Source organism: Vibrio sp. 1F253 (genome assembly GCF_041439295.1).
GTDB classification, from domain to species: domain Bacteria; phylum Pseudomonadota; class Gammaproteobacteria; order Enterobacterales; family Vibrionaceae; genus Vibrio; species Vibrio tasmaniensis_A.
In genome coordinates this window covers 61,784-85,949 of the sequence record NZ_JBGONU010000009.1, presented here as the reverse complement: position 1 = coordinate 85,949, position 24,166 = coordinate 61,784, and the positions used below count along the sequence as shown (strand labels likewise).

Below are 24,166 nucleotides of genomic sequence, written 5' to 3'. Positions count from 1 at the left end.
AAATTTAAGAGTCGTTCTAGCCTTCCTCCGTGAGTAATTGGGTTGCTGGAATACCGTTTTCTTGTAAGAACGACAACAACTTCACTAAGTTCTCAACGTTAGCTGCTTTATCGGCGCCAATGATGATCGGTTTCTTATCCGATGTGCCTGTTTCTTCTAACAGTGCGATCTTGAAGTTTTCCCAGTCGATGTACTCTTGGCCGTTGATCGCCCAGTAAGGTTCGTGATCTAAGATATTGACGCTAATCGAATCTTTATGAACTTCAGAAACGTTTTTAATATCAGAACTCGGAAGCTCCACCTCTAATGACTCCAACTTCACTGATGCTGTCAGTAGAAGGAAAACCATCACGATAAATATAATGTCCAGTAAGGGTGTTAAATCCGGAACTAAGCTCTGTGTTTGAGATGAGTGGGGCGTTTTAATCATGCTTGGCTCACATCACCGATAGAGGCTTTGCTGACAGGAGTCCCTTGAGTGTCGCCAGACTGACTGGTTTGAATTGACATGCCTTCTAGCCAAACATTCACATAATTCAGAGTGTGTTCTAACTGAGCTAGCACTCGATCGGCCCATAACCCGAGTAGTTGAGCTCCTGAAATCGCAGGAAGCGCAATCATCAAACCCGCAGCAGTGGTTCTCATTGCTAATCCAAGACCGTCTGCCAAATCATTAGGCGTGATGCTGCCTGTTGTAGCGGCAACGCCTTTAAACATCTCAATAAGCCCAAGTACTGTGCCAAGCAGGCCAATTAGCGGGCTGATGACGCCGATCAAGCCAAGCAATCTTAAACCTGCATGAAGCTGGTGGCGTTTCTCTTGTAGCCAAATCCCTGCTGCATCTTCACGTAAACCTTTTGAGAAAGAGTGGTGAGCAAGCAGCATCGACACGCCCTTGTACAGCAGAGGTCGTTTACCAGAAATAGATTGTGCTAATGCTTCGATTTCTTTGCTATTGGTTGGTGAAATCTGATTGAGCTCATGACGAATAGCGCGTTTGCCAACCCCAATGCTTAGCATGACTTGGAAGATACGCTCTGCGATGATCATTGCTGTTAATGCTGAACAGATAAGAAGAGGCCATGTCATTAGGCCAAGTTGATCTTGTAAGTAACTGATTTGTTGCATGGTTAATCCAACTTAAAACGAACAGGTATTTGCACACGGTGAGCAATTGCTCGACCATTTACAGTATGAGGTGAGAACTTCCATTTCTTAATGGCTTTCAAGGCAGCGTTGTCGAGCATTAGTGCGCCTGATGAGTTGACTAATGCCTGTTTAATTTGTTTTCCTTCAGCGTCTAACCAGACCTCATAAGTTGCGACACCTTCAACGCCTCGGCGCCTTGCTTGGCGTGGGTAGCTTGGTGGCGTTGGACGAGCTGAAAAAGAGGGCCTAGTGATTAACACCGGCTCTTGGTTAGATACGCCTTGATTAACTTGTCGAGGTTGGTTGGCGGACTCGTCCATATTTTTATCGACTTTTTTGTCGGCCAGCTTTTCTGGTTGAGTCACCGGTTTTTTTTGAATCGGCTTTTTCTCGGCTGTCTTCTCCACAACCTTTTTCTCTACTTTCTTGGGCTGAGGTTTATTGGTGATCGCTTTTTTCTTTGGTGCAGGTTTAGCTTGCTTTGGCTCTACTGCTTTCGGTTCGACAGGTTTAGGTTCTGGGTGTGAGAGCGTTTCCTTGATTGGCTCAGGCTCAACTGGCTCTGTAACGGTTTTTTTCTGAGCTTGTGAGGGAACGCTCTTTGGAGTGAAGTTGATCGATACCGTGTTCGATTGGCTACCTGCTGGCATTGCAAAGACTTTGGATTCTTGAGCGACAAATAACATCGCCGCATGAATCACTAACGATGCACCGCCTGCAATAACATATCTAGGTACGTTCACATTCAATCCTTCACCAAATCTAAAATATGTATCGGATTATTGCTTAGAATCTAAATAAGATCAATTATCAATTGCATTATCATTTGCGTCTATTTATGATTCTCTCAGTTTTAGCAAACAGTCTTCCAGGCTTTGCTATATAAGTGTTTAGAGAGATTATATGAGCGTTGATATATATAAGTTTGACGAATTAATTCTGGGCGTTTCTAGCCCAGACCCACTTCGTTTTGCATTTGCCAAAAAGCAATCTGCACATGCTGGGGGAAGCTCAATCCCGGTCGACCCGAGCAAGAAATTGGAAATCTTTGATGAATTGATGCTGAGTGAAGGAAAGAAACAGGATAAACGTTGTTTGTATATCCATATTCCTTTTTGTCGCGTGCGTTGTACGTTCTGCAATTTCTTCCAAAATGCCGCAAGCCGTAAATTAGTGGATGAGTATTTTGATGCACTGATGGTTGAGCTAAAGCAAAAAGCTAAAACCTCTTGGGCTCAGTCTGGACTATTTCACGCCGTCTATATTGGTGGTGGAACACCCACCGATTTATCTCCTCTACAAGTTGAGCTGTTAGGTAAGGCTATTCGTCAATACTTCCCATTAGCGAACGATGTGGAAATGACCTTAGAAGGGCGTATTAATCGATTTGGCGACGAGACGTTTGATCGTTCGCTGGAAGGTGGCTTCAATCGTTTCTCATTCGGTATTCAAAGTTTCAATACTCAAGTTCGACGTAGTGCTAAGCGCTTGGATGACCGAGAAGTTGTGTTGGAACGTATCAGTTCACTGAGTCGCACTGAACAAGCGCCTATCGTTCTTGATTTGCTATACGGGTTGCCACACCAGTCTATGGAAGTATTTCAACAAGATTTAGAAGACTACATGTCGACTGGCGCACACGGTATCGACCTCTACCAACTGATTGTTTCGGGCAACGCGCCTATGCTTAATCTTGTTGAGAAAGGAAAAATCCCACCACCGGCTAATACGCCAGATAAGGCGAGTATGTACTTGGCGGGCGTTGAGTTCATGGCAAAGCACAAGGTTAAGCAACTGAGCGTGAATCACTGGACTCGTGATAACCGCGAACGCAGCATTTACAACAGCTTAGCGAAAACTTATGCCGAAGTTCTACCCATTGGTTGTGGCGCTGGTGGCAACATCGGTGGTCATGGTGTGATGCAACATCGAACTTTAGACAGCTACATGGAGTCTATAAAGCAAGGTCAATTGCCAATAGCCATGATGACCAAGCAAAGCTCACTAGAGCCAATCTTCTCTTCATTGAAAGCCGGTTTTGATTCTGGTGTTGTAAGAAGAAGTACGTTGCCGAGTTTTATGGGGCAAGACACGTTTGACTACCTGAAGCCTCTGTTTTCACATTGGGAAAAGAATGGCCTAGTTGATCTTTCGGAAGATTACCTGAGCCTGACTATAGCTGGCAGTTTCTGGGCGGTAAGTCTTGCACAGAGTGTGATTCAAGTGCTTAACACGGAATATCAGACCTTGCACCCAGCACCAACTGCCTCTGGCTTGGGTGCTCACCCGCATGCAAGTTTGAAGCACGCTTAATCTCGAATTTTTAGTTTATAACTTACGTCAATCACTCGTTTATACGGAAACTTATTCAATGACAGATACAACATTCGCAATGACAGAAACTTTAGAACAACGTGTCGCAGGCATTCTAGAAGAAGAACCAAAACTACTTCCTACTGCGATTGCTGAGAAGCTAGGAGTTTCAGAAGTTGAAGTAGTGGCTGCTTTTCCTGGAGACATGGCGGTGATGCTAGATGGCAGCCGTGCTCAAGATATTCTAGAAGGTTTGGTTGGTTGGGGCCCAGTGACCACAATTATGCATTCATTTGGCTCAATCTTTGAAGTAAAGGCGCCGTTTCCTAAAGGCAAAGTAGCGCGTGGTTACTACAATCTGATGGGTAAAGAAGGCGAGCTGCATGGCCACTTAAAACTGGATAACATCAAACATATTGGTTTGGTGAGCAAGGCGTTCATGGGGCGTGAAAGTCATTACTTCGGTTTCTTCAGTGAAACAGGCGAGAACATTTTTAAGATTTACCTAGGTCGCAATGAAAAGCGAGAGCTGATTGTCGACCAAGTTGAACGCTTCAAAGCACTAAAAGAACGAGCTTAAGTACAGTCAACATCAAGCTTAAATAAGATTGCCAGCTAGCTTAAAGAAAATATGAATGCTCGAGGTCCACTTAGTTTACTAATGAACGCTCAACCTCGGGTAAAAATAATAAATAAGAGAAAGTGAAGAAAGGAATTATCGATGGAACAACAAGTAAAACAAGAACGCCTACAAGGTCGCCTAGGTCCAGAAATCAAAGAATTTCGCCAAGAGCGCCGTACCCTTCAACTTGCAACGGTTGATGAAGAAGGTCGCCCGAACGTAAGTTACGCCCCTTTCGTTCAGAACCAAGAAGGTTACTTTGTTCTAATTTCTGACGTTGCTCGTCATGCTCGTAACTTAAAAGCGAACCCACAAGTCTCTTTGATGATGATCGAAGATGAAGAGAGCTCTAAGCAGCTTTATGCACGTAAGCGTCTAACCTTTGATGCACAAGCAAGTGTTGTAGAGCGTGAAACGGAGCTTTGGACTCAAGTTATTGGCCAGATGCAAGAACGTTTTGGTGAGATTATTGATGGTTTAAGCCAACTTCAAGATTTTTCTCTATTCAACCTTAAAGCAGAGAATGGCCTGTTCGTAAAAGGTTTCGGTCAGGCATACCAAGTATCTGGCGACGACTTAGTGGATTTCGTTCACCTGCAAGAAGGTCACAAAAAAGTGTCTAACGAGTAAGCTCGTTTAACGGATTACTTTAGGAGCCCTCTAATGTGAGGGCTTTTTTGTGTCTAAGCAGTCATAGCCGCGTCGTTTAGGACTTTCGCTCCGCGCAACATGGCTTCGATTAATTCGCCTGCATTGAATTTCTCTAGCGCTTCATGTGCACCCACCTGATTAGCTCGGTCAACACAGATCTCACTGGATAGTGAAGTATGTAAAATACAGTAGGCATGATTGAGTGCGCTGTCGTTTTGTACTTCAAATGCAAGTTCATAACCATCTAACCCGGGCATCTCGATATCACTCACGAGAAGATCAATTGCTGTACCTTTTGCAGCCTCACCTCGCATCAGGTCAATAGCATCTAAACCGTTGTTACAAATGCTATAAGGGATGTTGATGCTGTCTAAGGCATCAGACAGCTGCTTTCGTGCAATCAAAGAGTCATCAACCAATAGAATGTTCAGCGCTTTTAGGCGTTCTCTCTCGACATCTGTCAGCATCGGAATATGTGCGTTTTCATAAGCAGGGTAAATCTTAGAAAGTAATAACTCTACGTCGAGCATCTGCACGATACGATCTTCAAAACGTGTAATGCCGGTAACAAACACATTGGTTCCTACACTCGCGGGTGGCGACTCAATGCTCTTCCAGTCACATTCAATGATTTTATCAATCGAACGAACCAAGAATGCGACAACGGTTCTTAAGCAATCTGTCACGATGAGCACACAGTCTTGGTATTCAGTCGGTGTGATCGGTCGAAACCCAATAGCCGCAGACATATCAATAACTGGAACCGTAAGTTCGCGAATAGTGACGGTACCAATCACGTGGTGATGAGAGTAAGGGATTTGGGTCATTGGCTGGAAAGGAACGATTTCTCTGACCTTAAGCGTGCCTATCGCAAAACTTTGAGTGAGGGATAACTTGAACATCAGCATTCCCTGTGACTGACTCGCTTTACTTATCGGTTTGGCCATAAGTGGCTCCTACTTAATACGCGCTTAATCTATAAGGATTAATTTAAAGGGAAATGGCATTCGCAGCAAGTCACTATGCGGTTTTTAAAGATCTTTAAGGGGGTTGTTTTCGGTTATAGAGTGAAGAATGACGATTCTTGGGTTAAAATCACGCTAAACGCAGGCGTTTGATGGACTTTTGTCGACAAGTCGTTAGCCGTAAGCTGAATTACAACAGTCAGTACTCTGATGAATTCTACGTAATCATCACAAATAAACTGACCGCAACAAACTGAGAATTATCATGGCAAGAACAGCAGCAGCGCTTCATATATTGGTGAAGCATAAAGAATTAGCAGAAGACATCATGACGCAGCTTAAAAAGGGCGCTAAATTTCAAACGCTAGCGAAGAAGCATTCAACCTGTCCATCTGGTAAAAAGGGCGGCGACCTAGGCGAGTTCAAAAAAGGTCAAATGGTGCCTCAGTTTGATAAGATTTGTTTCTCTGGCGAGACGCTTGTACCACACCTGGTAAAAACAAAATTTGGCTGGCACGTAGTGAAGGTTCTTTACCGAACTTAGTCATTGATATGTGTTAGATTGAATAAAAGGAGCGTAGATACGCTCCTTTTTTGTCATTTTTGGGCGCATTTAAAAACATTATGGCTGAGTGTTCATCCCAGACGTTATGCGATAATTGGCGCTACGCCCTTAACTATCCACCTTGACTAATCGGTGGGAGGAGGAGGGGTTTTAATGAGTAACTCATATAATAAACACCATTCTTAAGGAAATTTATGCAGCTTTGCCTTTTAGCCTTTGTATTTATCTAGAAAGCTGTAAACGAGTTTGGTAGGAGAACAACATGGAGAGTTCAGCTATGTTAAGCACCCCAGCGACAGATGTTATATTGCATGCTTTTGACTGGTGCTACGCTGACGTAATGAAGAACGCCTCTCTGATTCAAGAGTTGGGTTATAAATCTGTTTTAGTCTCGCCGGCAATGAAGTCGTTACGAGGGCCTAAAGGCTGTGATCGAGATACAGGTACCCAATGGTGGCAGCGCTATCAACCCCAAGATTATCGTGTGATCGATAATCAGCTTGGTGATACGCAAGACTTCACTGCAATGGTGAACACGTTAAAGCAACATGGGCTTCGTACCTATGTGGACGTTGTGTTTAACCACATGGCTAACGAGTCGAGTATTCGCGGTGATTTGACGTATCCAAATCAACAAGACATGGCGTCTTACCAACAAGATTCTGAGTATTACGAATCCGTTCGTTTGTTTGGTGATCTTTCTAAACCTTTGTTTGATGAGAACGACTTTGTCGAAGCGTTTGGTATCAAGAACTGGAAAGACACTTGGGAGGTGCAAAACGGACGTATTACTGGTGGAGCAAGCGATCCAGGCCTGCCAACGCTGTTAGACAACGACAATGTGGTTACACAGCAGCGAGCTTACCTAAAAGCCTTGAAAGTGATTGGTGTGAAAGGGTTTCGCATCGACGCAGCGAAACACATGACACTGTCACATCTACGTAAGGTTTGGACTGATGATATCTGTGAAGAAATGCATATCTTTGGCGAGATCATTACTGACGGTGGTGCAACCAAAGAAGAGTACGAACTGTTCCTCGAGCCTTACCTTAAACACACTCGTTTAGGGGCGTATGATTTTCCGCTATTCAATACCATCTTCAAAGCTTTTGAAGAGCAGGGCAGTTTTAAGTCTCTGATCAACCCATACTGTTTTGGTCAAGCTCTGTCGAACATGCGAGCGATCACTTTTGCTGTCACTCATGACATTCCAAATAACGAGGTGTTTTTGGAACATGTGATGGATGAAGTCGACGAGCAATTAGCTCACGCCTTTATTCTTGGACGAGATGGCGGTGTGCCGCTTGTTTACAGTGAGCTCAGCACCAGCGGTATTCTGGACAAGAGTGGCCAACCTCGTTGGCTTAACGACTGGCAAGCGCCTTATATGAAAAACATGATTCAATTCCATAACCATGTTCATGGCGAAGCGATGCAGGTGGTTGAAGCCAATGATGACTTGTTGGTGTTTGTTCGTGGCGACAAAGGCATTGTGGTGATTAATAAATCGAAACGAAGCAAGACGGCCTCATTAAATTGGACAGGCGCTGTGACGGATCTGTTGTCTGGCGAAGTGTTCGAATGTGTTGGTAAGGACTTAACTATTAAGGTTGAATCTAACCAGTGCATGATGCTGACGACCAACTAGCTCGAGCCTGTTACGAGTTAGAAAGCAAATTTTGCAAAGAAAACCCCGCTTACTGATTACCAGTAAGCGGGTTTTTTTATTTAAAGCTGTTTATTGCTTACTAAACAGGGTGTTAGTTAAACAAGGTGTTAGTTAGCTAAACGCTAAGGCGGTTAAACCGTAAACTTGTTTAATAGTTCGTCTTGTTGGCGAACATTGTCAGTTTGAACTTGCATTGCTGTGTTTGCGTCTTGAGCTGCGTTCGATACCTGTGTTGAAAGGTCTTTGATCTTAACTGTGTTGTTGTTGATCTCTTCCGCTACTAAACTCTGCTCTTCAGCTGCTGAAGCAATCTGAATATTCATATCAGAGATGCGCTGAATCGCGTCGCGGATGCGGTCAAGTGAAGAGTTTGCTTGCTGAGCGCGTTCAACGGCGTCAGTGGCTGTGTCTTTACTTTGATTCATCGCGTTAGATACAGAGCTTGCACCCGCTTGGAGCTGCTCAATCATGTTGCGGATCTCTGTGGTCGATTCTTGAGTACGTTGCGCTAGTGTGCGAACTTCATCGGCAACGACAGCGAAACCACGGCCCGATTCACCAGCACGCGCCGCTTCAATAGCAGCATTCAATGCAAGTAGGTTGGTTTGGTCTGCGATATCGTTGATTACTTTAAGAATCGTCTCGATATTTGCTGTTGCTGATTCAAGTACTTGTACTTCTGCAACCGCTTGGTCGATACGCGCTGAAAGGTTATCAATCGCTTGAGTCGTGTCACTTACTACAGATGTACCGTCTAGTGTCGCATCGTCAGCTTCACGAGCCGCGGCGGCTGCGCCTTGAGCGTTGTTTGCTACTTCCGTTGCGGTAACGGCCATCTCGTTCATTGCGGTGGCTAGCTGTTCAAGCTCTTGCAGCTGAGTATTCATCGCATTCGCTGACTCACCCGCGCCTTTTACTGTGATTTCAGTGCCACGTTTAATCTCAACACCAATCGCTTTGGATTGAATGATTTGATTTTGCAGGTTTTCAGTAAAGGTGTTGAAGCCTTTCGCAAGGTCAGAGAACTCTTTATCTGTATTGGTATCTAGACGTTTAGTTAAGTCACCTTGTCCGCTCGCAACATCTTGAATGGCTTGGTTAAGCGTCTCAAGCGGGCGCATTAACACACGAATAAGGACGGTTAATGCAATGATGCTGAGAATAACCGCAATTAAAGAGTAGATTATCGAGCTGTTTTTCAGATCTTCAACCGTTTGGAATGCGATCTCTTCATCAAGTATTGCGCCGATGTACCAATCTTCACTTGGGATGTGAGTGAAGTTCACTAGGAACTTTTTACCGTCGACTTCAATTTGTTGAGATCCCTCGCGAATAGTCGCTTGTGGCAGGTAGCTTGATAGCGTTTCGCCATTGTTCTTAGCATTAGGGTGAGCAATCGTCGTGCCGTCGGCAGTGACTAGGAATAAGTAACCCGCGTCAAACAAGTTCACTTGGTTTACCAAGGTCGCAAGGTTGGTTAGTTCTAGGTCGTAGAACATACCTGCAGTGAAACGGCCGTTTTCTTGCACTGGCGTACCAATTGAAATGATGACTTTCTTGCTTGATACGTCCACATAAGGGTCGGTAACAACTAAACTGTTTTTGGACTTAGCATCAATGAACCAAGGGCGGATTCGTGGGTCGTAATCCGGGCCAGCTTCCCAACCATCATCATTTTCAATAACGAAACCGTTTGCGTCATAACCAAAACCAACCGCGAGAAAGCTGCCTTTAAGTTTTGGCTTTTCTAGGATGTTTTGAACGTAGGTACGATCTTGAGGGTTGATTTCGATGACTTCAGTCGTCGACTGAGCCAGTGCTTTCTTAGCATTCATCTCTGATGCTACGGTGTTCTTAATACCAGAGACCATCTCTTTCAGGCTTGCATTGACGTGGTTCTCTACAGCACTTTTTACGGTGTAAAGTTGCTGTATTGAAAGCAATGATACTGTCACTAATAGCAAGGCTGATGATGCTGCAACCACCTTATGGCTAAATTTCATTGTGTTTTCCTCTTCTCACAAGCTTTGCGAAAACTAAAGTTAATCGTGTTTTGTAATTATATATATCGACAGGGTTGAAGTTTACTTGAATGTAATTTCACAAAATAGACTACAAAAATACAACAATCCGCACAACGTAAAATTCAGTTAATTACATACTTGCTACTTTTGCTATTTGGTTCAATGAGTTGAAGAGTTAGCTTAATCAAAGGTAAAGAAAGTGAGGAGGGTATTAATTTGGCGAGTATGCGTGTGGTTTATTATATGAGGGAGAGGTGTAAGGGAATTAATATGAAATCAAATGATATTCTCAATTCGTATATTGGCGATATTTTAAACCGGAGAGTGAATATATTAGGCGAAAAAAAGCCCCACAAAAGTGAGGCTATTACAAATCAGGTTATTTATTACACTGTATCAGTACGTCTAATTTAAAATATTAGATGCGCTACACCTGCGATAACTGGAAGCGTAATTAACGTACGTAGAATAAAGATAATAAACAGTTCTAAGATGTTCACTGGAATCTTACTGCCTAGAAGTAGAGCGCCTACTTCAGACATGTAGATCAGCTGAGTTACCGACATTGCTGCAATAACAAAGCGAGTCATCTCGTTGTCGATAGAAGCGGCAAGGATCGCTGGGATGAACATATCCGCAAAACCAACAACAATGGTTTCAGATGCTGCAACCGCTTCAGGTACTCCAAGTAGCTCAAGGAATGGAATGAAAGGCTGACCTAGGAATGAGAACACAGATGTGTATTCTGCAATAACCAATGCCATTGTACCTAGACCCATTACAACAGGAAGAACGCCAAATACCATGTCGACTGCGTTACGAATGCCTTCACCAAATACAGACTTAGCAGACTTAACTTGTGATGCCTTATTTACCGCGAGTTCAAGACCCCAAGAGAAAGTCGAGTGACCCGCTGGGATTGCATCAGCATCTTTGTGAGGTTTTGTACCATCAATGAAGGTGTCTTTCTTCATGCTCAGTGGAGGAAGGCGAGGGATGATTACCGCGGCCACAATACCTGCTAAGCAGATTGCTGCGTAGAAAGGTAGGAATAGGTGCTCTAGTTCTACTTGAGCAATCACTACAAGGCTGAACGTGATAGATACTGCTGAGAAAGTCGTACCAACAACAGCGGCTTCACGTTGAGTGTAGAATTTCTTCTCGTACTGTTTGCTTGTAAGCAGGATACCAACGCTGCCGTCACCTAACCAAGAAGCCATACAATCGATAGCACTACGACCCGGCAGGTTGAAGATTGGACGCATCACTTTACTTAGTAAGGTGCCAAACAGTTCTAACAAACCGAAGTTAAGTAGAAGTGGTAATAGTAAACCGGCAAAGATGAATACTGAAAATAGAGTCGGCAATAGGCCCTCTAACACGAGACCACCGGTGTTTTCTTCCCAGATAAACTCAGGGCCAACTTGGAAGAAAGCCATGAATGCTGCAGCACCACCGATAATACGAACCAACAACCACAGTGGAGATGGGTTGAAAAGGCCGTTTAGAAATGAATTCGATGTAATGAATGTAGGTTTGAAAATGGTGCTTAACACGGAAGCTACAGACATGAAGGCAACGATTGCAGTGATAATAGCAACTAGAGACTCACCGAAAACCGCTTGAATTGATTTGGCTAGAATAGCGACAGGGATCGTGAGATCACCTTGGTAGCTAATTGGCGCCATGAAGAGGAACAAACCAATCAGAGATGGGATTAAGAAAACCCAGAAACTGCCTTTAGATTTCTCTGGTTGAGCAGTATTCGTGTTGTTAGACATGTTAATTATTCTCGTATTTCTACATGTAAAAAAGCCACATCCTTGGCATTTTTATTCTCTAAACATCCGTATTTTCTCATTGGGTGCAAGATTACCGAGTATTAATATCACTTGCAATACTATTCATCAAATATCGCTAAATATTCACGCAGGTTATTCTGCAACAAATTATGAGTTTAGAATAAAGTGTTGCAGATGTTACATATTCTCATGGTTATTACTAGGCGTTTATAAATTTACTGAGGCTTCAGTTCGATAAGTTAGGTAGAGCCAGTAGCTAAACGCGACAATGAACGCGAAAGAGGCAGGGAAAGCCAGTGCCAAAATTTCAAAGCGCTGGAACAGGCAAGCACCACTTAAACCACCAAACAGAAAGCCAACAACGATGAACATAAGAAGTTTGGCTTTACGGCGGTCAAAAGGCATCCCCTTTAAGCGTGCGCCAATCATGATCCCAAGGTCTGTGATGATCCCGCTCATGTGTGTGGTGCGAATGATCGCCCCGCTATAGGTGGTGATCATTGCGTTCTGCAACCCACACGCGGCTGAAGCGAAATACTGGCCTGAAGTGTAGCCTTGTAACAGTGCCCAAAGCGCCAAGAACAGCAATCCACCCTCAATACATAGCGCAACACCGTAACGGCGTCCTAACTTCAATGCTTGATTTTCGATAAAGAATCCACTGAACGCGGCACCTAGCATAAAGCTCATAATGATTAGCAGGAGGTGCATAGAAGTTGAAGTCGGCGTGAGTAGGCTGCTGCCAAGTAAAGACATGGTGCCTGAAATATGGGAGATAGCTTGATGTTGGAAGCCGAGTAAACCAATAGCATTAACGCTGCCAGCAAGGCCCGCTAACAGTAAGGCGCCGTATTCAACCCAGCGAGGTAGTTTAGAAATCATGTGGTTCACCCTGGGTTAAAAAGAGGAGCAGATTATAACGCTAGCGAAAAGATACGCTAGCGTTGTAGAACGTTGATATTTGATCTTAGGCAACAGTCTTGCAGTTTGTTCCAATACTGTTGCTTTATAGAGAAAATGGTCAGTAACAGGCTAGTTGTAGTGACTCATCTGGTGTTCAAATTTGACCCATCCGTGTTTGCGTTCTTCGTAGACTGAAAAGCTTGGTAGCGGAAAGTCTTGCTCTTTAAATAGTCCGAGCGGGACGACATAAAAATCGGCGGCGGCAACCGACTGCAATAGCATGGTAGTGCCACATTTAGGGCAAAACTGGTAGGTGACTTCATTTCCCGTGTCACTGATACGTGAAAAGGAGGTGACCTCTCCGTTGAGTGTCACTTGTTCTATGGGAAATCGAGCCTGAACCCCGAACACACTTCCGGTGCGCTTCTGACATTCATAACAATGGCATACGGAGGTGCGTTGAGGCTCGCCTCTGCAGACTAAATTGACGGCTCCACAGCGGCATTCGCAACTTCTGATATTCTTCTCTTTAATATGATTGATATCCATCCGTGCTCCACTTCTGGTTAACCCTGTATTGATAATTATACTAAAGCCCTTTATGGTCTGCACAACTGGATGAAAACAAAAGAATATAATTGCTCATGAAAAAGAAAATCTTACCTATACCTCTGATTTTACTGATTCCTATTATCATGCTGGTTGTGGTGATACTGGCGGGTATTTATCGCTTTAGCTTAAGTGACGAAGAGATCTTGGCGAAGTTTCCTTCTTCTCAAGTCAGTTATGACCCTGTTGTTGAAACCGTTTTTGATTTGAAGACGACTAACCCATGGACAATCAAAGTTCCTGAAACCAACGCGTACGCCTTTATTAATGAAGTCGATGGACCAAGATCAATCGCGTTTGGACGCTATGACTCCGGTGTTGAGCGTGGTGTGGTCACCGTAGACACCAACAACCTTTCAAGTGTCACGTTAGGCAAGGCGAGTTTCTTTGTTGCACCTATGTGGGTATCTAACCAAGGCAGTGGCGTTTTCTATTATCTTGGCCTGTTTAAACATGACCAGCATCGAAGCCGCGTCGTGTTAGTTGACCAATTCTTTCTTGGTGACCGTGTGAGAATCCAAACTTTAGAGATTACTCAGCTGCTCGATTCACAAAGCAAACTCTCTGGGGAAGGTTTTATCGGCTTTACTCGACATTCTGCGGAACAATCTTTTCCAGAATTGCAATCTGAAAAGGTGTTAATGAGTTTTTCTTTCAATACGCAATCAATTGATGAGCAATGACATTTTTGTTAGAGCAAGGAACTGTTGTTTATGTGAGCTAAATTACATATTATCTTAAGTAGATGAATGAAATTTAGACACACTTAGCTTTGTGTCTGCTTACTTTACAAATGGAGCTTGCGAATGATTAATAAACGTTTTTTTAAGACGAAAGATGAAGTTGAAGTGACTTTCGAGCTAGAAGCTCAAGAAGCTAATTCTGTATCAATCGTTGCCGACTTTCTGGATTGGAAAGCGACCCCAATGAAAAAACTGGCGAAAGGGAAGGTTTACAAGTTTAAAACTCGTCTTCCGAAAGATGGCGAGTTTCAATTTCGCTACCTAGTTGATGATCAACAATGGGTGAACGATGCGAATGCTGATCGTTATATCCCGAATGAATTTGGTGAAGATAATTGCTTGGTATCGACAGTTAACGTTTAATTGAAATAGCATGACTTAATTGAAATAGTATGAATTAGTTAAAAAGCAGGAACTAGATGTTTCTGCTTTTTAATGTCTAAATCGTTGGTTCATTAATTTTTTGAGTTGTGCCTATTTCATTAACGGTAACTCAATGACTTAGCCGAGATTGCGCAGATTCACATCATATTATGACAATGCAATGATGATTTATACGCCTGAAAAGCATATCCTGTGCTTTTATATCGTAGAAAGACCTGTTTACCGTGTATTCAAAAATATTTTCCTCTCCGTTTGCTGAGCTTTCACCTGTAAAAAAAGCAGCAATTTTAGGACTGCCACTTATTGCAGTGATTAGTGTTGCTTTGCAATATTCACAATCAAGTCTGACGAAAACGATCGATCTTGATTTGCCAGACTCAACCGTTATTGAGTCAATTCTGTCACCTCCTTCTGCTACCGTTATTGAGCCACCGACGTTTGAATATCAAATTCAATCAGGTGATAACTTAAGTAGCATCTTCACTCAGCTTGGGTTTTCTTATAACTCGATGATGAGCGTGATGGAAACCGATTTGAACTTCCTTGCGTTAGACACGCTTCGTCCGGGTAATACATTACGCTTTTGGCGTGACGAAGCGACGGGCAACCTTTCAAAAATGGAACTTCAATTTAGTGTCGCGGACAAAGTGGTTTATCGACTGCTTGATGACGGCAGCTACGAATTCGAAGATATTTCTATTCCGGGTGAATGGAAGCAGAAACCTCTAGTGGGTGATATTCAAGGCAGTTTCTCTATGTCAGCGAACAAAGTTGGCCTGAACAGTATTGAGATTGACCATATTGTGACTCTTCTCAAAGATAAGCTGAATTTCAGCCGAGACTTACGTGCGGGTGATCAGTTTGAAGTGCTTCAAAAAGCGCAATTCGTTGATGGTGTCGCAACCGGGAAACGTGAAATAGAAGCCATCAAGATCATGAACCGTAACCGTGTTGTTTCAGCGTACTTACACACTGACGGGCAATATTACGATGCCAATGGTGATAGCTTACAACGCGCTTTCCAACGTTACCCTGTGAGCAGTGGCTGGCGTCAAAGTTCTCAGTTTAATCCTAAGCGCTTACACCCTGTGACTGGGCGAGTCTCTCCGCATAACGGCACAGATTTCGCGACGCCAATTGGCACACCCGTTCAAGCAACAGGTGATGGTAAAGTGATCATGACTCGTAAGCACCCATATGCGGGTAACTATGTGGTGATTCAGCATGGCAGCACATACAAAACACGCTACCTACACTTGAGTAAGATCCTCGTTCGTAAAGGACAAACGGTATCTCGTGGTCAGCGTATTGGCTTATCAGGTAAAACGGGCCGAGTGACGGGGGCGCACTTACATTACGAATTGATCGAACGTGGTCGTCCTGTCAATGCAATGAAAGCAAATATTCCGATGGCCGATTCCGTACCTAAAAAGGAAAAAGCGACATTCGTAGCCGCTAGAGATGAAGCCGACAAGCTATTAAAGAAAGCTCTAGAAAAACAATCGAATAATAGCTAATAGCTAATAGCTAATAGCTGACTGTATGCCGTCAAGGTAACCGTTAGCTAGATGGTTGCGAGTAATGATGTAGCCTTTAAAGCCGTGAGTGCAGAACTAAATACTTAAATGTTTAGTGATACGCTCGCGGCTTTTTGATTTTAGGTTGAGGTAGTAAACGGCGTTTAGGCTAGAGGTTCTGAGTGAGTGACGTAGCTAACGATAGCTTCTGGTCGCATAGGTGGAGAGTAGAGGTATCCTTGAATTTTGTCACACCCCATTGCGTGCAGCTTTTCTAATTGCTCACGCTTCTCTACGCCTTCCGCAACCAATGACACATTGAGTCTGTGTGCCAGTTGAACAATCAACCACACAACACTTTCGGATGTTGAGTTTGTCAGCAAATTTCGAATAAAGGTGGCATCAATCTTAATACAATCGATAGGGTAGCTATGAATGTAATTTAAGCTTGAGTAACCAGTACCGAAATCATCTAGAGCGATCGTGAACCCTTGTCCCCTTAGAAAGTCGAGTGCTGACTTTGTTTCTTGAGTTGGAGATAACAGCACGGTTTCGGTTAGCTCAATGACAAACTCGTTTGCTTTAAAGTGATGCTGTTCAATCGTTCGAGTGAGATAGGAAATATAACGCTTAGAATCGGTAAGCTCGTGAGCGGAGCAGTTTATTCCAAGCTTAACTTTGTAGCCTAAGCCTCGCTCCAATGTTGTTTTAGCGCGGCATACCAATTCGATGATCCGTTCACCCAGTTCCACAATCAACCCCGATTCTTCCGCTACCTGAATGAACTCCACTGGCGAGATGTCGCCATGTCTTGTGGTTTTCCAACGAGTTAACACCTCGAAGTAATCCCATCGTGTATCAATGTGATCAACGATTGGTTGTACAACCACGTACATTCCATTGTCATTAGGTGCCTGACTGTCTGATATGGTGCTATCAAGCTCACTTCGTAAGGCGGCGATTAACTCGGCTTTCCTTTGGTAACGAACCCTTAGGTGAGTGTCGTAACATTGAATATGAGTATCTTGACTATGCTGGCACTCTTTTAGCGCCAAACTGGTGTTGAAGATGATTTGCTCTACGTCTTTATTGTCTCCATCTGACCGGGCAATGCCGATGCTGACGTCGAAATCGATTTTGATATCAATACTAGTGTAACCTTGCTTTATCTTATCCAGTATTTGTTTGCAAACCGCTATTGGGTCTGAATGATAGGTAATGAATGCGAACTCATTGCCAGCCGTCCGGAACGTCAGGTTGTTGTCGGGCAAGGTTCGGCGCAAGGTCTCTGCAACGAACTGAAGCACCTTATCGCCAATATAATTACCGTGCATATCATTAATGGCTTTGAAGCTATTGATGTCGAGCAGAGCGAGCGTGAAGGGAGTGACACTCTGCTGAGTGATCGATTCCAAGGTGTCTGATAAGCAGCTACGGTTTAATAGCCCAGTTAGACTATCGTGTGATACTTCGTAACTGAGTTGATTAACCAGTTGCTCAGAACGGTCGTTGAACCACATTTCACGCAAGGTGTGAATGACGATATCTGCGAACAACTGGTGGTGTTTTATCACGTCTTGTTGCTGATCTGTACTCATAGGCGAACTAAAGGTTGAGAAAAGCACACCCATGACTTCGCCACTTTGACTGCGTGCTGGGATAGCGATTGAGTTCTGTGAGGTGATTTCCTGTCTAAATGCTGATGTTGGGAGTGACTGAACGATATACTGAGCAAATGAGCAATCTGGGTGTTTTTGATTAACGGCTTGTTGGTATATGTGACCATGGCGTGCGTTTATTTTGTCATGCAGTACATGGTCAGAATGGGCAATGACCAAAGGAACCATTTGATCGGGGAAGTGCTTTTTCTCAATGATACTGGTGTATTGAGTACCGAAGGTTTGATGCAAAGTAAGCACGGCAGACTCTAAAAGGTCGATACCTTCCAATTTGAGTAAGCGGCCAATGCGCTCTGTGTCTATCATGCAATTGCGTGTATGTTGAGTCATAGTCACCATCCGTAGCCAACCAGAATCGTGTGTAAGCTGTATGTGTATGATCTTGTGTATACGATCTTGTAGCAGCACCGTCTTAAATATTAACAATGCAACTTGCATTAATAATTTTGATATGCGTCTAGTTTATTATCGATCGTGTTGTGTGATTTTTCAAATTTAGTGCGATATATTTCAAAAAATTTGACTATTTCTTTCTTTGTCTAGCCTATCTTTTAGGTGGTCTAAAAATAGCTTGGTTCGTGTATGTGAGTAGTCAAGCTTAGGGTAGTACGCGTAAACCATCACTTCGTCGGCTGTTATATTTGGTAATACTGGAACCAGTGTCCCTTGTTTAAGATCCTCTTTGATCATTGCTTTGATGGTTAACAGTACGCCCATTCCTCGCTTCGCGGCATGAAACAAAGCCTCAGGATTGGTGGTCGCAAAGTTACCGTTCAAAGTGATGCGTTGTCCTTTAGTTAGCGTGACTTCACGAATAGGACGCTCTCCCCATATTAAGGAGTTGTGCTGTTCTAAGTCTTGCTCGTTGATGGGATAACCATGTTTAGCCAAGTAACTGGGAGCGGCATAAAAGCTGGCTTTGTGTTCAAATAGTGGTGTTTTCTTGAAGCTTAACGAGTTGAGTTGTTCCAGTTCACGACTGATCACCAGGTCCAAGCCAAGCTCAGGTAATTGACCTGGCGTGGTGGTGATAAGCTGTACTTTAATGTCTGGATACTTTTCTAAGAAGTCGTCCATGTATTGCACGAGAAACTTAGAACCAACAGCAATGGTTGCGCCAATCTTTAGCAGGCCCGCAGGCGTTTGGTTAACCGATCGGGTTTCATCAATAATCGATTGCCAATTATCGAGCTGATCTTTGGCTCGCAGATAAAAGAGAGCCCCCGCTTCGGTTTGGCTGATTGAGCGCGTGGTGCGCTTTAATAGTTGAGTGCCAATACGTTCTTCTAACCAGTTCACTCTTTTGCTGATCGCTGAGCTGGTGGTATTGAGTTTACGCGCTGCGCCATTGAAGCTGCCTTCTTCCACCACTTTTACATAACTTTTTACGTTAAGAATCCAATCCATACTATTTCCTGTTGGGACTTAATTAAATTCCAATTTAGCTAATTATCAATTATTGGTTTTGAATGTAAACTCATCTGATGAACAAATAACAAACGAATAGGGAATTTTTTGAGCCAATCGACCTTTAAAAAAACACCGCTACTCTTAGCCATGATGATCATAGCTACAGGACAGGTAGGGGTGAGTATCTATTTACCATCATTGCCGCTAATTGCTTCAGACTTAAGTGTGACTCAGGTAGATGTACAGCTGCTCGTTACGCTGTTTCTTGTGGGTTTTGGCTTGTCTCAGCTATTTTACGGGCCGATGTCCGATGCCGTGGGGAGAAGACCTATCTTCTTGTTAGGTCAGGGTGTTTATTTGATTGGTACTGTTGTTTGTGTTGTTTTTTCCGACAACATGACGGCGTTAGAGGTTGGTCGCTTGTTGCAAGGTCTAGGTGCGGGTAGTGCCTCGGTTCTTGGGCGAAGTGTGCTGCGCGACAGCTATGATGGCCTTCAACTGACCAAAGCACTGTCTTATATTTCGGTCACCGCTTCGATCATGCCGATTATTGCGCCCGTGTTTGGTGGTTGGATCTCATTCCACCTCGGTTGGCAGGCGGTGTTCCTGTTTGTTCTTGTGTATTTACTGGCGATATTCACTCTCGGCTATTTTGTTCTTCATGAAACTTTACCATACGGGAAGAGCCGCTTTGAAGTCAGTCAAGTGGTCAAGAACTATGGCCGTTTGTTGACGAATCGCCAAGTGTTGACCAGTGCCAGTTATAATTGGATGAGTTACATGGCGAGTTTGGTGTCGCTATCGCTGTTTCCATTCTTAATGCAAGAGCAATTGGGGCTGACAGCCGCTGAATACGGATCGTTGATGATAGTCCCTTCGGCTGGCTTACTGATTGGTAGCGTGGCTTTGAACTTGCTCAATCGTAGGTTTAGTACACCACAATTGATGAGTCTTGCGATTTTGATCATTTTAGCTTCAGGGACTTGGTTACTTACTCATGAGTTATCCATCTTTAACTTAGTGTGGGCATTTACGTGGTTAGCTATCGCTCAAGGTATCTCCTTCCCTCTATCGATCAGTATGCTATTAGAACCTCATAAGAAGAAAGCGGGCGCGGTGTCGGCACTGTCAGGTTCAATTCAGATGTGTTTGGCGGGTTTACTTGGTGGATATCTAGTCGAGAGTTGGGTGACGACTCACCTACAGCTCGGCGTGTTTTATCTGATTATTGGCGCTTGTATGGCTACAGTACTTTGGTCTTCAACGAGAATGAATAAGAAAGCCACAGCTACCGAAGTTGAGTACAGTTAAGCAGCTGAAGTACAGACCAGTTAAACAGCTAGCTCGCTATAGTTCAGCATACAGTCGTTAATACGTTGTATTTGTATGGATGGTTTTCTACAATACCAGCGTCCATTTAATAGGTAATAAACATGCAGCAAAATGAATTTGAAGTACTGGTAAAAGCTATCTGCGCACTAGATGGCCTGCCTCAAGCACTTGAGTTATTGAAATCCAATGAGGATACAGAAGTCGCTGAGGCTGCTGGATCACTAACAGGTCAATTTGCGCTAGCTGAAGTTGAAGGCGAAAAGCGTATTTACCACGTGACGCTTCAAGAAAATGAACAAGGCGAAGAGCAAGAGTACATCGAACATGTCATGAATGAAGGCGATGACTTAATCAAATTTGCAGCTTGGTTCTTTGAAACTATGTTTGAATTAAAGCAAAAAGACACATACCAAATTGCGGGTAAAACTTACAGACAGCCAAAGCGTAGCTAGTGTTTTAGTTACTAACTATTAGGCATTAGCGAATAGTGTCCTTTTTAAGGTCAGTGTTTCTAAGCTAAGTATTTAAAAAGCAGCTCTCTTGAGCTGCTTTTTTTATGAATGTCTAAACCAATGTCTTGGATTGCAAATGGGTATGGTGAATCAAGGTTAGACGGACTTAACATTAACTCATTGATATAACGATACAATGCTGATTTACGCAGAAACAAGAATACGGACGTTGCAATAGGATGAGTCATTTGCACTAAAATGTGATTTAGATCTTGTTTTTGGCCGCTTTAAGTGTAGAATCCGCGCATAAGAAAATCGATTATGTGCGGAGATAAGCATGAATTACGAACTAGGCCACGCATACCTTGGTCAAATGGTAGCAAAAAACATGATGCACGAAGCATTGTATGGCAAGCCAAAGCCAAAAAAAGCATCATTCTTTAAGCGAATGATGAAGAAAATGGCGAAATAAGCATTTTCAAAAACGGAATTTAAAAAGGCCTTAAACTCGATGAAGTTTAAGGCCTTTTTCGTTTTAGCGATTAATGAAGGTCATCGCTCGTTTTGTTGTGGATGGACACAAAAAACACTGATTAATTCCCGATCGGATTTGTAACTCTGTGTGAGTTTAACCTGTCGATTGGTTGGATAGGTCGACAACATTATTCGGGATGGTATCTAAACCATTTTCTTTCATCCATGCTTCTAAGTTGTCTGCTCCACCGATGTATTTACCATCGAGCCAGATCTGAGGAACGGTTACTGGTGTTTTCTCACCAATGTGCGCTTTGACCTCTGGAATCATGCGATACAAAGCTGCGCTGTCTTTTACGACATCGTGGTATTGGTATTCAACACCCGCTTCATCAAGCATTTTCTTTGCCTTAACGCAGAATGGGCAGGTCGCTTTACCATAAACGATGTTGCCTTTTAGGCTGTCGCGTTTGGTCCACTCTTTGATCACGGATTGAACTAACACACCGCGGTTAAGCGCTTCGCCTTGGCTTACAACCTTGCCTTCAACAACAAGGATTGGAGCATGCCAAGAACCCAGTTTTAGCGGCTCCCACCAGTGAGACAACCAATCTTTCACTTCCAGTTCGACATCGACATCTGATAACTCATTCTCAAAAGTATCCTTAAGAATGTCTTTGGTAAGGGTACATTCCCCACATGGGATATTAACTTTAAATGGACCCCAGCTGCCTGCCCAACGGTATAGTGTAATCTTGACTGGTTTCTTCATGCTTACGGCCTCGTTTGAATTCTCTTATCCATATAGAACGGACAGTCGAACTATTTATTTCATCGATCCTAAACTTTCTTTATTTTCGCCGGTTTTTTCGTTTCCCAATGGGTAATAAATGCAACTGACGCAATAATAATAGCAGCCCCTAGCCATAAACGACCCGGTGGAACCCAACTAAATACAATCCAACCCGCTAGAACATTTAACGGTAATTTCGCGTGGTCAAAAGGTTGCACAAACGAAGCATCAGCAACTGAGTAGGCTTTTACAATTGCCCATTGAGCGAGTGCCGTCATAACACCGACAACAATCAAGATAGCCCAAATTGTACCGCCGCTTGGAGTCTGCCAATCTGGCGCGGCAAGCAGGATGTTAAATGGTGTGATCAATAGCAGCAAGTACACCACCATGGTTGAAGGACTGTCTTGCGAAGAGAGTTTTTTCACCATGAGTGAGTAGCATGCCCAGAAGAAAGCTGCGCCAACCGGTAGCAGTGTTGCCCAGTTAAAGTCTTCTGCCCACGGCTCTAGAATCACCATAGCACCAGCGAAGCCGGCTAAGGTCGCGCCCCAGCGAGCTGCCCCAACTTTCTCTTTGAGGAAAAGTCCTGAGCCTATGGTTGCAAACAATGGCGACGTCATGAGAAGGGCAATGCCTTGCCAAATAGGTACTGGGTAAGCCAATGCCCATATCCAAAGTTGAATACCAATAACAGACAAGAAGACACGGAATACGTGCAACTTTAGGTTGTCGGTTTTTAGCGCGTGGCGAATGCCCAGCGTTTTCAGATAAGGAAGAATAGCGAACAACGCGATGGCGTATTGAATGACGGCAACGGTGGTAGAAGTAAGTCCGAAATGAATGCTAGCGACTTGAGTTAGGCTATTAATAACGGCAAAGGCTAGGCCTGCGGTTAGCATCCAGCTAGCGCCTTGGATCGGATGGTGTTGTGACATGATGCTTCTAATTATTTGATGTGGTTCACCTATGATACGGATTTAGCACCACTTAACCAGAAAAAGCATTGATGAAGTTGGTCAGAATATTTGAATATGAAAAAAGGTTGAGCAACCGCCCAACCTTTCTAGTCTCTATCTAAAGTCGATTTAGATTAGAAATCGTAGCGGACACCTAGGCGAAGTGTGTCTTCACCAGCTGTCACGATACCTTTTGCATTTTTAACTTCGTCTAAACCGTTAACGTAGTAAGAAAGGTATGTGCGGAAATTGCTGTTTAGTTTGTAGTAACCGGCTAATTCAATACCGTCGACAGCGTCTACTTTTGCTCCGCTGTTGATTTCATCTTCCTGGTAAGTATATACGACTGCAGCAGATACTTGCTTGGTGAATTTGTATTGCGCTGCAAACTCCATAGCAGTGAATGACTTAGCATCGGTACCTGTCGCTTTATCATCTAGGTCGCCTGTTGAATAAGTCGCAGCTAAGTACAGGTTGTCTAGAGAATACGCTAGGCCGGCAAGGATTTGGTCTGCGCTACCTTTATTTTCCCCTAGGTCTTCACCTGAGTAGGCTAGGCCAAGAACTAAGCCCATTGGCAGTGAGTAAACACCAGAAATGCCGTAGCCGTCAGAGTCTTTTTTGCTGTTGGTTTGGTAAGTGGCTTCTAGTTGCAGAGCATCAAAACCGCCACGGTACGCAAATACGCCATCTTCTTTATCAGAAGCTGCACCGAATGCTTGCTGCACACCAGAAAACTCAGTGATATCCGTAAAGTCAGATACGATAACTGAAGCCATATCTTGGCGACCGACAGAAATGGCTTGACCGTCAAAATCAACACCTGCGTACATGTAACGGTTTTCAAACTTATCAGAACCTGTGTCTTGCTCAGCTTCGTAGAAACCGAATGCCGTTGCAGTATCTGTAAGTTCTGTTTTACCACCAAGGTTTAAACGGAAACGAGTTTTATCTTTCATTGAACCTTCAACTTCAGCACCACCGGAACCAATGAAATCACCACGGAATTCTGCACGACCGCCAATTTTAAGTTCTGTACCATCAGAGCTGTAAACCGTTGCTGCTAACGATGAACCTGAAACTAGTGCCGCTACCACTGCAGAAGCTAGAACTGCCTTTTTCATAATCACTTACCTTGTATTTTAAAATCC

24 protein-coding genes are annotated in these 24,166 nt (G+C 43.7%); 11 read left to right on the top strand and 13 right to left on the bottom strand.

Going from position 1 to position 24,166, the window contains the following annotated elements; translation table 11 throughout:
* Positions 1-16: 16 nt before the first annotated feature.
* From ACED28_RS07090 to ACED28_RS07080, 3 genes are read right to left on the bottom strand one after another with little or no spacing between them, the layout of a single operon-like run.
* Complete coding sequence (locus ACED28_RS07090) at positions 17-430, bottom strand: biopolymer transporter ExbD (RefSeq protein WP_009845734.1); 414 nt, start codon at positions 428-430, stop codon at positions 17-19.
* Positions 427-1,128, bottom strand: a complete 702-nt coding sequence (locus tag ACED28_RS07085; protein ID WP_012600261.1) for a MotA/TolQ/ExbB proton channel family protein — start codon at positions 1,126-1,128, stop codon at positions 427-429. The genes ACED28_RS07090 and ACED28_RS07085 overlap by 4 nt, the downstream gene beginning before the upstream one ends.
* Before the next feature lie 2 nt (positions 1,129-1,130).
* Positions 1,131-1,892, bottom strand: a complete 762-nt coding sequence (locus tag ACED28_RS07080) for an energy transducer TonB (protein WP_029222881.1) — start codon at positions 1,890-1,892, stop codon at positions 1,131-1,133.
* 160 nt (positions 1,893-2,052) lie between these two features.
* Here ACED28_RS07080 and hutW point away from each other — a divergent pair, with 160 nt between their 5' ends.
* The 3 genes from hutW to hutZ all read left to right on the top strand — a co-directional run bounded on the left by hutW (position 2,053) and on the right by hutZ (position 4,714).
* On the top strand, positions 2,053-3,462 hold the full coding sequence (hutW, locus tag ACED28_RS07075; protein ID WP_017102761.1) for a heme anaerobic degradation radical SAM methyltransferase ChuW/HutW: 1,410 nt from the start codon (positions 2,053-2,055) through the stop codon (positions 3,460-3,462).
* Positions 3,463-3,520: 58 nt separating this feature from the next.
* Entirely contained in the window at positions 3,521-4,042 is a 522-nt protein-coding gene (gene hutX, locus ACED28_RS07070) for a heme utilization cystosolic carrier protein HutX (protein ID WP_012600264.1), read from the top strand.
* A 141-nt stretch (positions 4,043-4,183) separates the two neighbouring features.
* Positions 4,184-4,714 (top strand): heme utilization protein HutZ, encoded by a 531-nt coding sequence (gene hutZ, locus ACED28_RS07065; RefSeq protein WP_017102763.1) that lies wholly within the window; start codon positions 4,184-4,186, stop codon positions 4,712-4,714.
* A 53-nt stretch (positions 4,715-4,767) separates the two neighbouring features.
* On the opposite strand, the gene ACED28_RS07060 is transcribed toward hutZ, so the two are convergent.
* Positions 4,768-5,682 carry a chemotaxis protein gene (locus ACED28_RS07060; protein WP_371709555.1) on the bottom strand — a complete coding sequence of 305 codons (915 nt, stop codon included), beginning with the start codon at positions 5,680-5,682 and terminating at the stop codon, positions 4,768-4,770.
* Positions 5,683-5,965: 283 nt separating this feature from the next.
* Here ACED28_RS07060 and ppiC point away from each other — a divergent pair, with 283 nt between their 5' ends.
* Complete coding sequence (gene ppiC, locus ACED28_RS07055; protein WP_009845728.1) at positions 5,966-6,244, top strand: peptidylprolyl isomerase PpiC; 279 nt, start codon at positions 5,966-5,968, stop codon at positions 6,242-6,244.
* Between the two features lie 283 nt (positions 6,245-6,527).
* A complete protein-coding gene (locus ACED28_RS07050) occupies positions 6,528-7,913 on the top strand; it encodes an alpha-amylase family glycosyl hydrolase (RefSeq protein WP_371707050.1) in 1,386 nt (461 codons plus the stop codon).
* Between the two features lie 152 nt (positions 7,914-8,065).
* Here the strand turns inward: ACED28_RS07050 and ACED28_RS07045 are convergent, their stop codons facing one another.
* The 4 genes from ACED28_RS07045 to ACED28_RS07030 all read right to left on the bottom strand — a co-directional run bounded on the left by ACED28_RS07045 (position 8,066) and on the right by ACED28_RS07030 (position 13,275).
* Positions 8,066-9,937, bottom strand: a complete 1,872-nt coding sequence (locus ACED28_RS07045; protein ID WP_012600268.1) for a methyl-accepting chemotaxis protein — start codon at positions 9,935-9,937, stop codon at positions 8,066-8,068.
* 431 nt (positions 9,938-10,368) lie between these two features.
* On the bottom strand, positions 10,369-11,739 hold the full coding sequence (locus ACED28_RS07040; RefSeq protein WP_012600269.1) for a YjiH family protein: 1,371 nt from the start codon (positions 11,737-11,739) through the stop codon (positions 10,369-10,371).
* Between the two features lie 228 nt (positions 11,740-11,967).
* Entirely contained in the window at positions 11,968-12,642 is a 675-nt protein-coding gene (locus ACED28_RS07035) for a YoaK family protein (protein ID WP_009845723.1), read from the bottom strand.
* 150 nt (positions 12,643-12,792) lie between these two features.
* Positions 12,793-13,275: a GFA family protein gene (locus ACED28_RS07030; protein WP_206208321.1), complete on the bottom strand. Its 483-nt coding sequence runs from the start codon at positions 13,273-13,275 to the stop codon at positions 12,793-12,795.
* Between the two features lie 32 nt (positions 13,276-13,307).
* Between ACED28_RS07030 and ACED28_RS07025 the strand changes: the two genes are divergently transcribed.
* The 3 genes from ACED28_RS07025 to ACED28_RS07015 all read left to right on the top strand — a co-directional run bounded on the left by ACED28_RS07025 (position 13,308) and on the right by ACED28_RS07015 (position 15,916).
* A complete protein-coding gene (locus ACED28_RS07025; protein WP_371709554.1) occupies positions 13,308-13,955 on the top strand; it encodes a hypothetical protein in 648 nt (215 codons plus the stop codon).
* Between the two features lie 123 nt (positions 13,956-14,078).
* A complete protein-coding gene (locus ACED28_RS07020; RefSeq protein ID WP_012600273.1) occupies positions 14,079-14,378 on the top strand; it encodes an isoamylase early set domain-containing protein in 300 nt (99 codons plus the stop codon).
* Between the two features lie 245 nt (positions 14,379-14,623).
* Positions 14,624-15,916: a peptidoglycan DD-metalloendopeptidase family protein gene (locus ACED28_RS07015; protein WP_371707051.1), complete on the top strand. Its 1,293-nt coding sequence runs from the start codon at positions 14,624-14,626 to the stop codon at positions 15,914-15,916.
* 164 nt (positions 15,917-16,080) lie between these two features.
* On the opposite strand, the gene ACED28_RS07010 is transcribed toward ACED28_RS07015, so the two are convergent.
* Both ACED28_RS07010 and ACED28_RS07005 read right to left on the bottom strand, forming a co-directional pair.
* A complete protein-coding gene (locus tag ACED28_RS07010; protein WP_102257523.1) occupies positions 16,081-17,925 on the bottom strand; it encodes a bifunctional diguanylate cyclase/phosphodiesterase in 1,845 nt (614 codons plus the stop codon).
* A gap of 180 nt (positions 17,926-18,105) precedes the next feature.
* A complete protein-coding gene (locus ACED28_RS07005; RefSeq protein WP_102257522.1) occupies positions 18,106-19,002 on the bottom strand; it encodes a LysR family transcriptional regulator in 897 nt (298 codons plus the stop codon).
* Between the two features lie 108 nt (positions 19,003-19,110).
* On the opposite strand from ACED28_RS07005, the gene ACED28_RS07000 reads away from it, so the two are divergent.
* From ACED28_RS07000 to ACED28_RS06990, 3 genes are all read left to right on the top strand, one after another.
* Positions 19,111-20,316: a multidrug effflux MFS transporter gene (locus ACED28_RS07000; protein WP_012600277.1), complete on the top strand. Its 1,206-nt coding sequence runs from the start codon at positions 19,111-19,113 to the stop codon at positions 20,314-20,316.
* A 122-nt stretch (positions 20,317-20,438) separates the two neighbouring features.
* Positions 20,439-20,789: a hypothetical protein gene (locus ACED28_RS06995; protein ID WP_004731829.1), complete on the top strand. Its 351-nt coding sequence runs from the start codon at positions 20,439-20,441 to the stop codon at positions 20,787-20,789.
* Between the two features lie 337 nt (positions 20,790-21,126).
* Positions 21,127-21,261 carry a hypothetical protein gene (locus ACED28_RS06990; protein WP_004731825.1) on the top strand — a complete coding sequence of 45 codons (135 nt, stop codon included), beginning with the start codon at positions 21,127-21,129 and terminating at the stop codon, positions 21,259-21,261.
* 156 nt (positions 21,262-21,417) lie between these two features.
* Here ACED28_RS06990 and ACED28_RS06985 read toward each other — a convergent pair whose 3' ends face one another.
* The 3 genes from ACED28_RS06985 to ACED28_RS06975 all read right to left on the bottom strand — a co-directional run bounded on the left by ACED28_RS06985 (position 21,418) and on the right by ACED28_RS06975 (position 24,139).
* Positions 21,418-22,035, bottom strand: a complete 618-nt coding sequence (locus ACED28_RS06985; protein ID WP_012600280.1) for a glutaredoxin domain-containing protein — start codon at positions 22,033-22,035, stop codon at positions 21,418-21,420.
* A gap of 68 nt (positions 22,036-22,103) precedes the next feature.
* Complete coding sequence (locus tag ACED28_RS06980) at positions 22,104-22,994, bottom strand: DMT family transporter (RefSeq protein WP_371709553.1); 891 nt, start codon at positions 22,992-22,994, stop codon at positions 22,104-22,106.
* A gap of 155 nt (positions 22,995-23,149) precedes the next feature.
* Positions 23,150-24,139 (bottom strand): porin, encoded by a 990-nt coding sequence (locus ACED28_RS06975; RefSeq protein ID WP_371709552.1) that lies wholly within the window; start codon positions 24,137-24,139, stop codon positions 23,150-23,152.
* Positions 24,140-24,166: the final 27 nt, after the last annotated feature.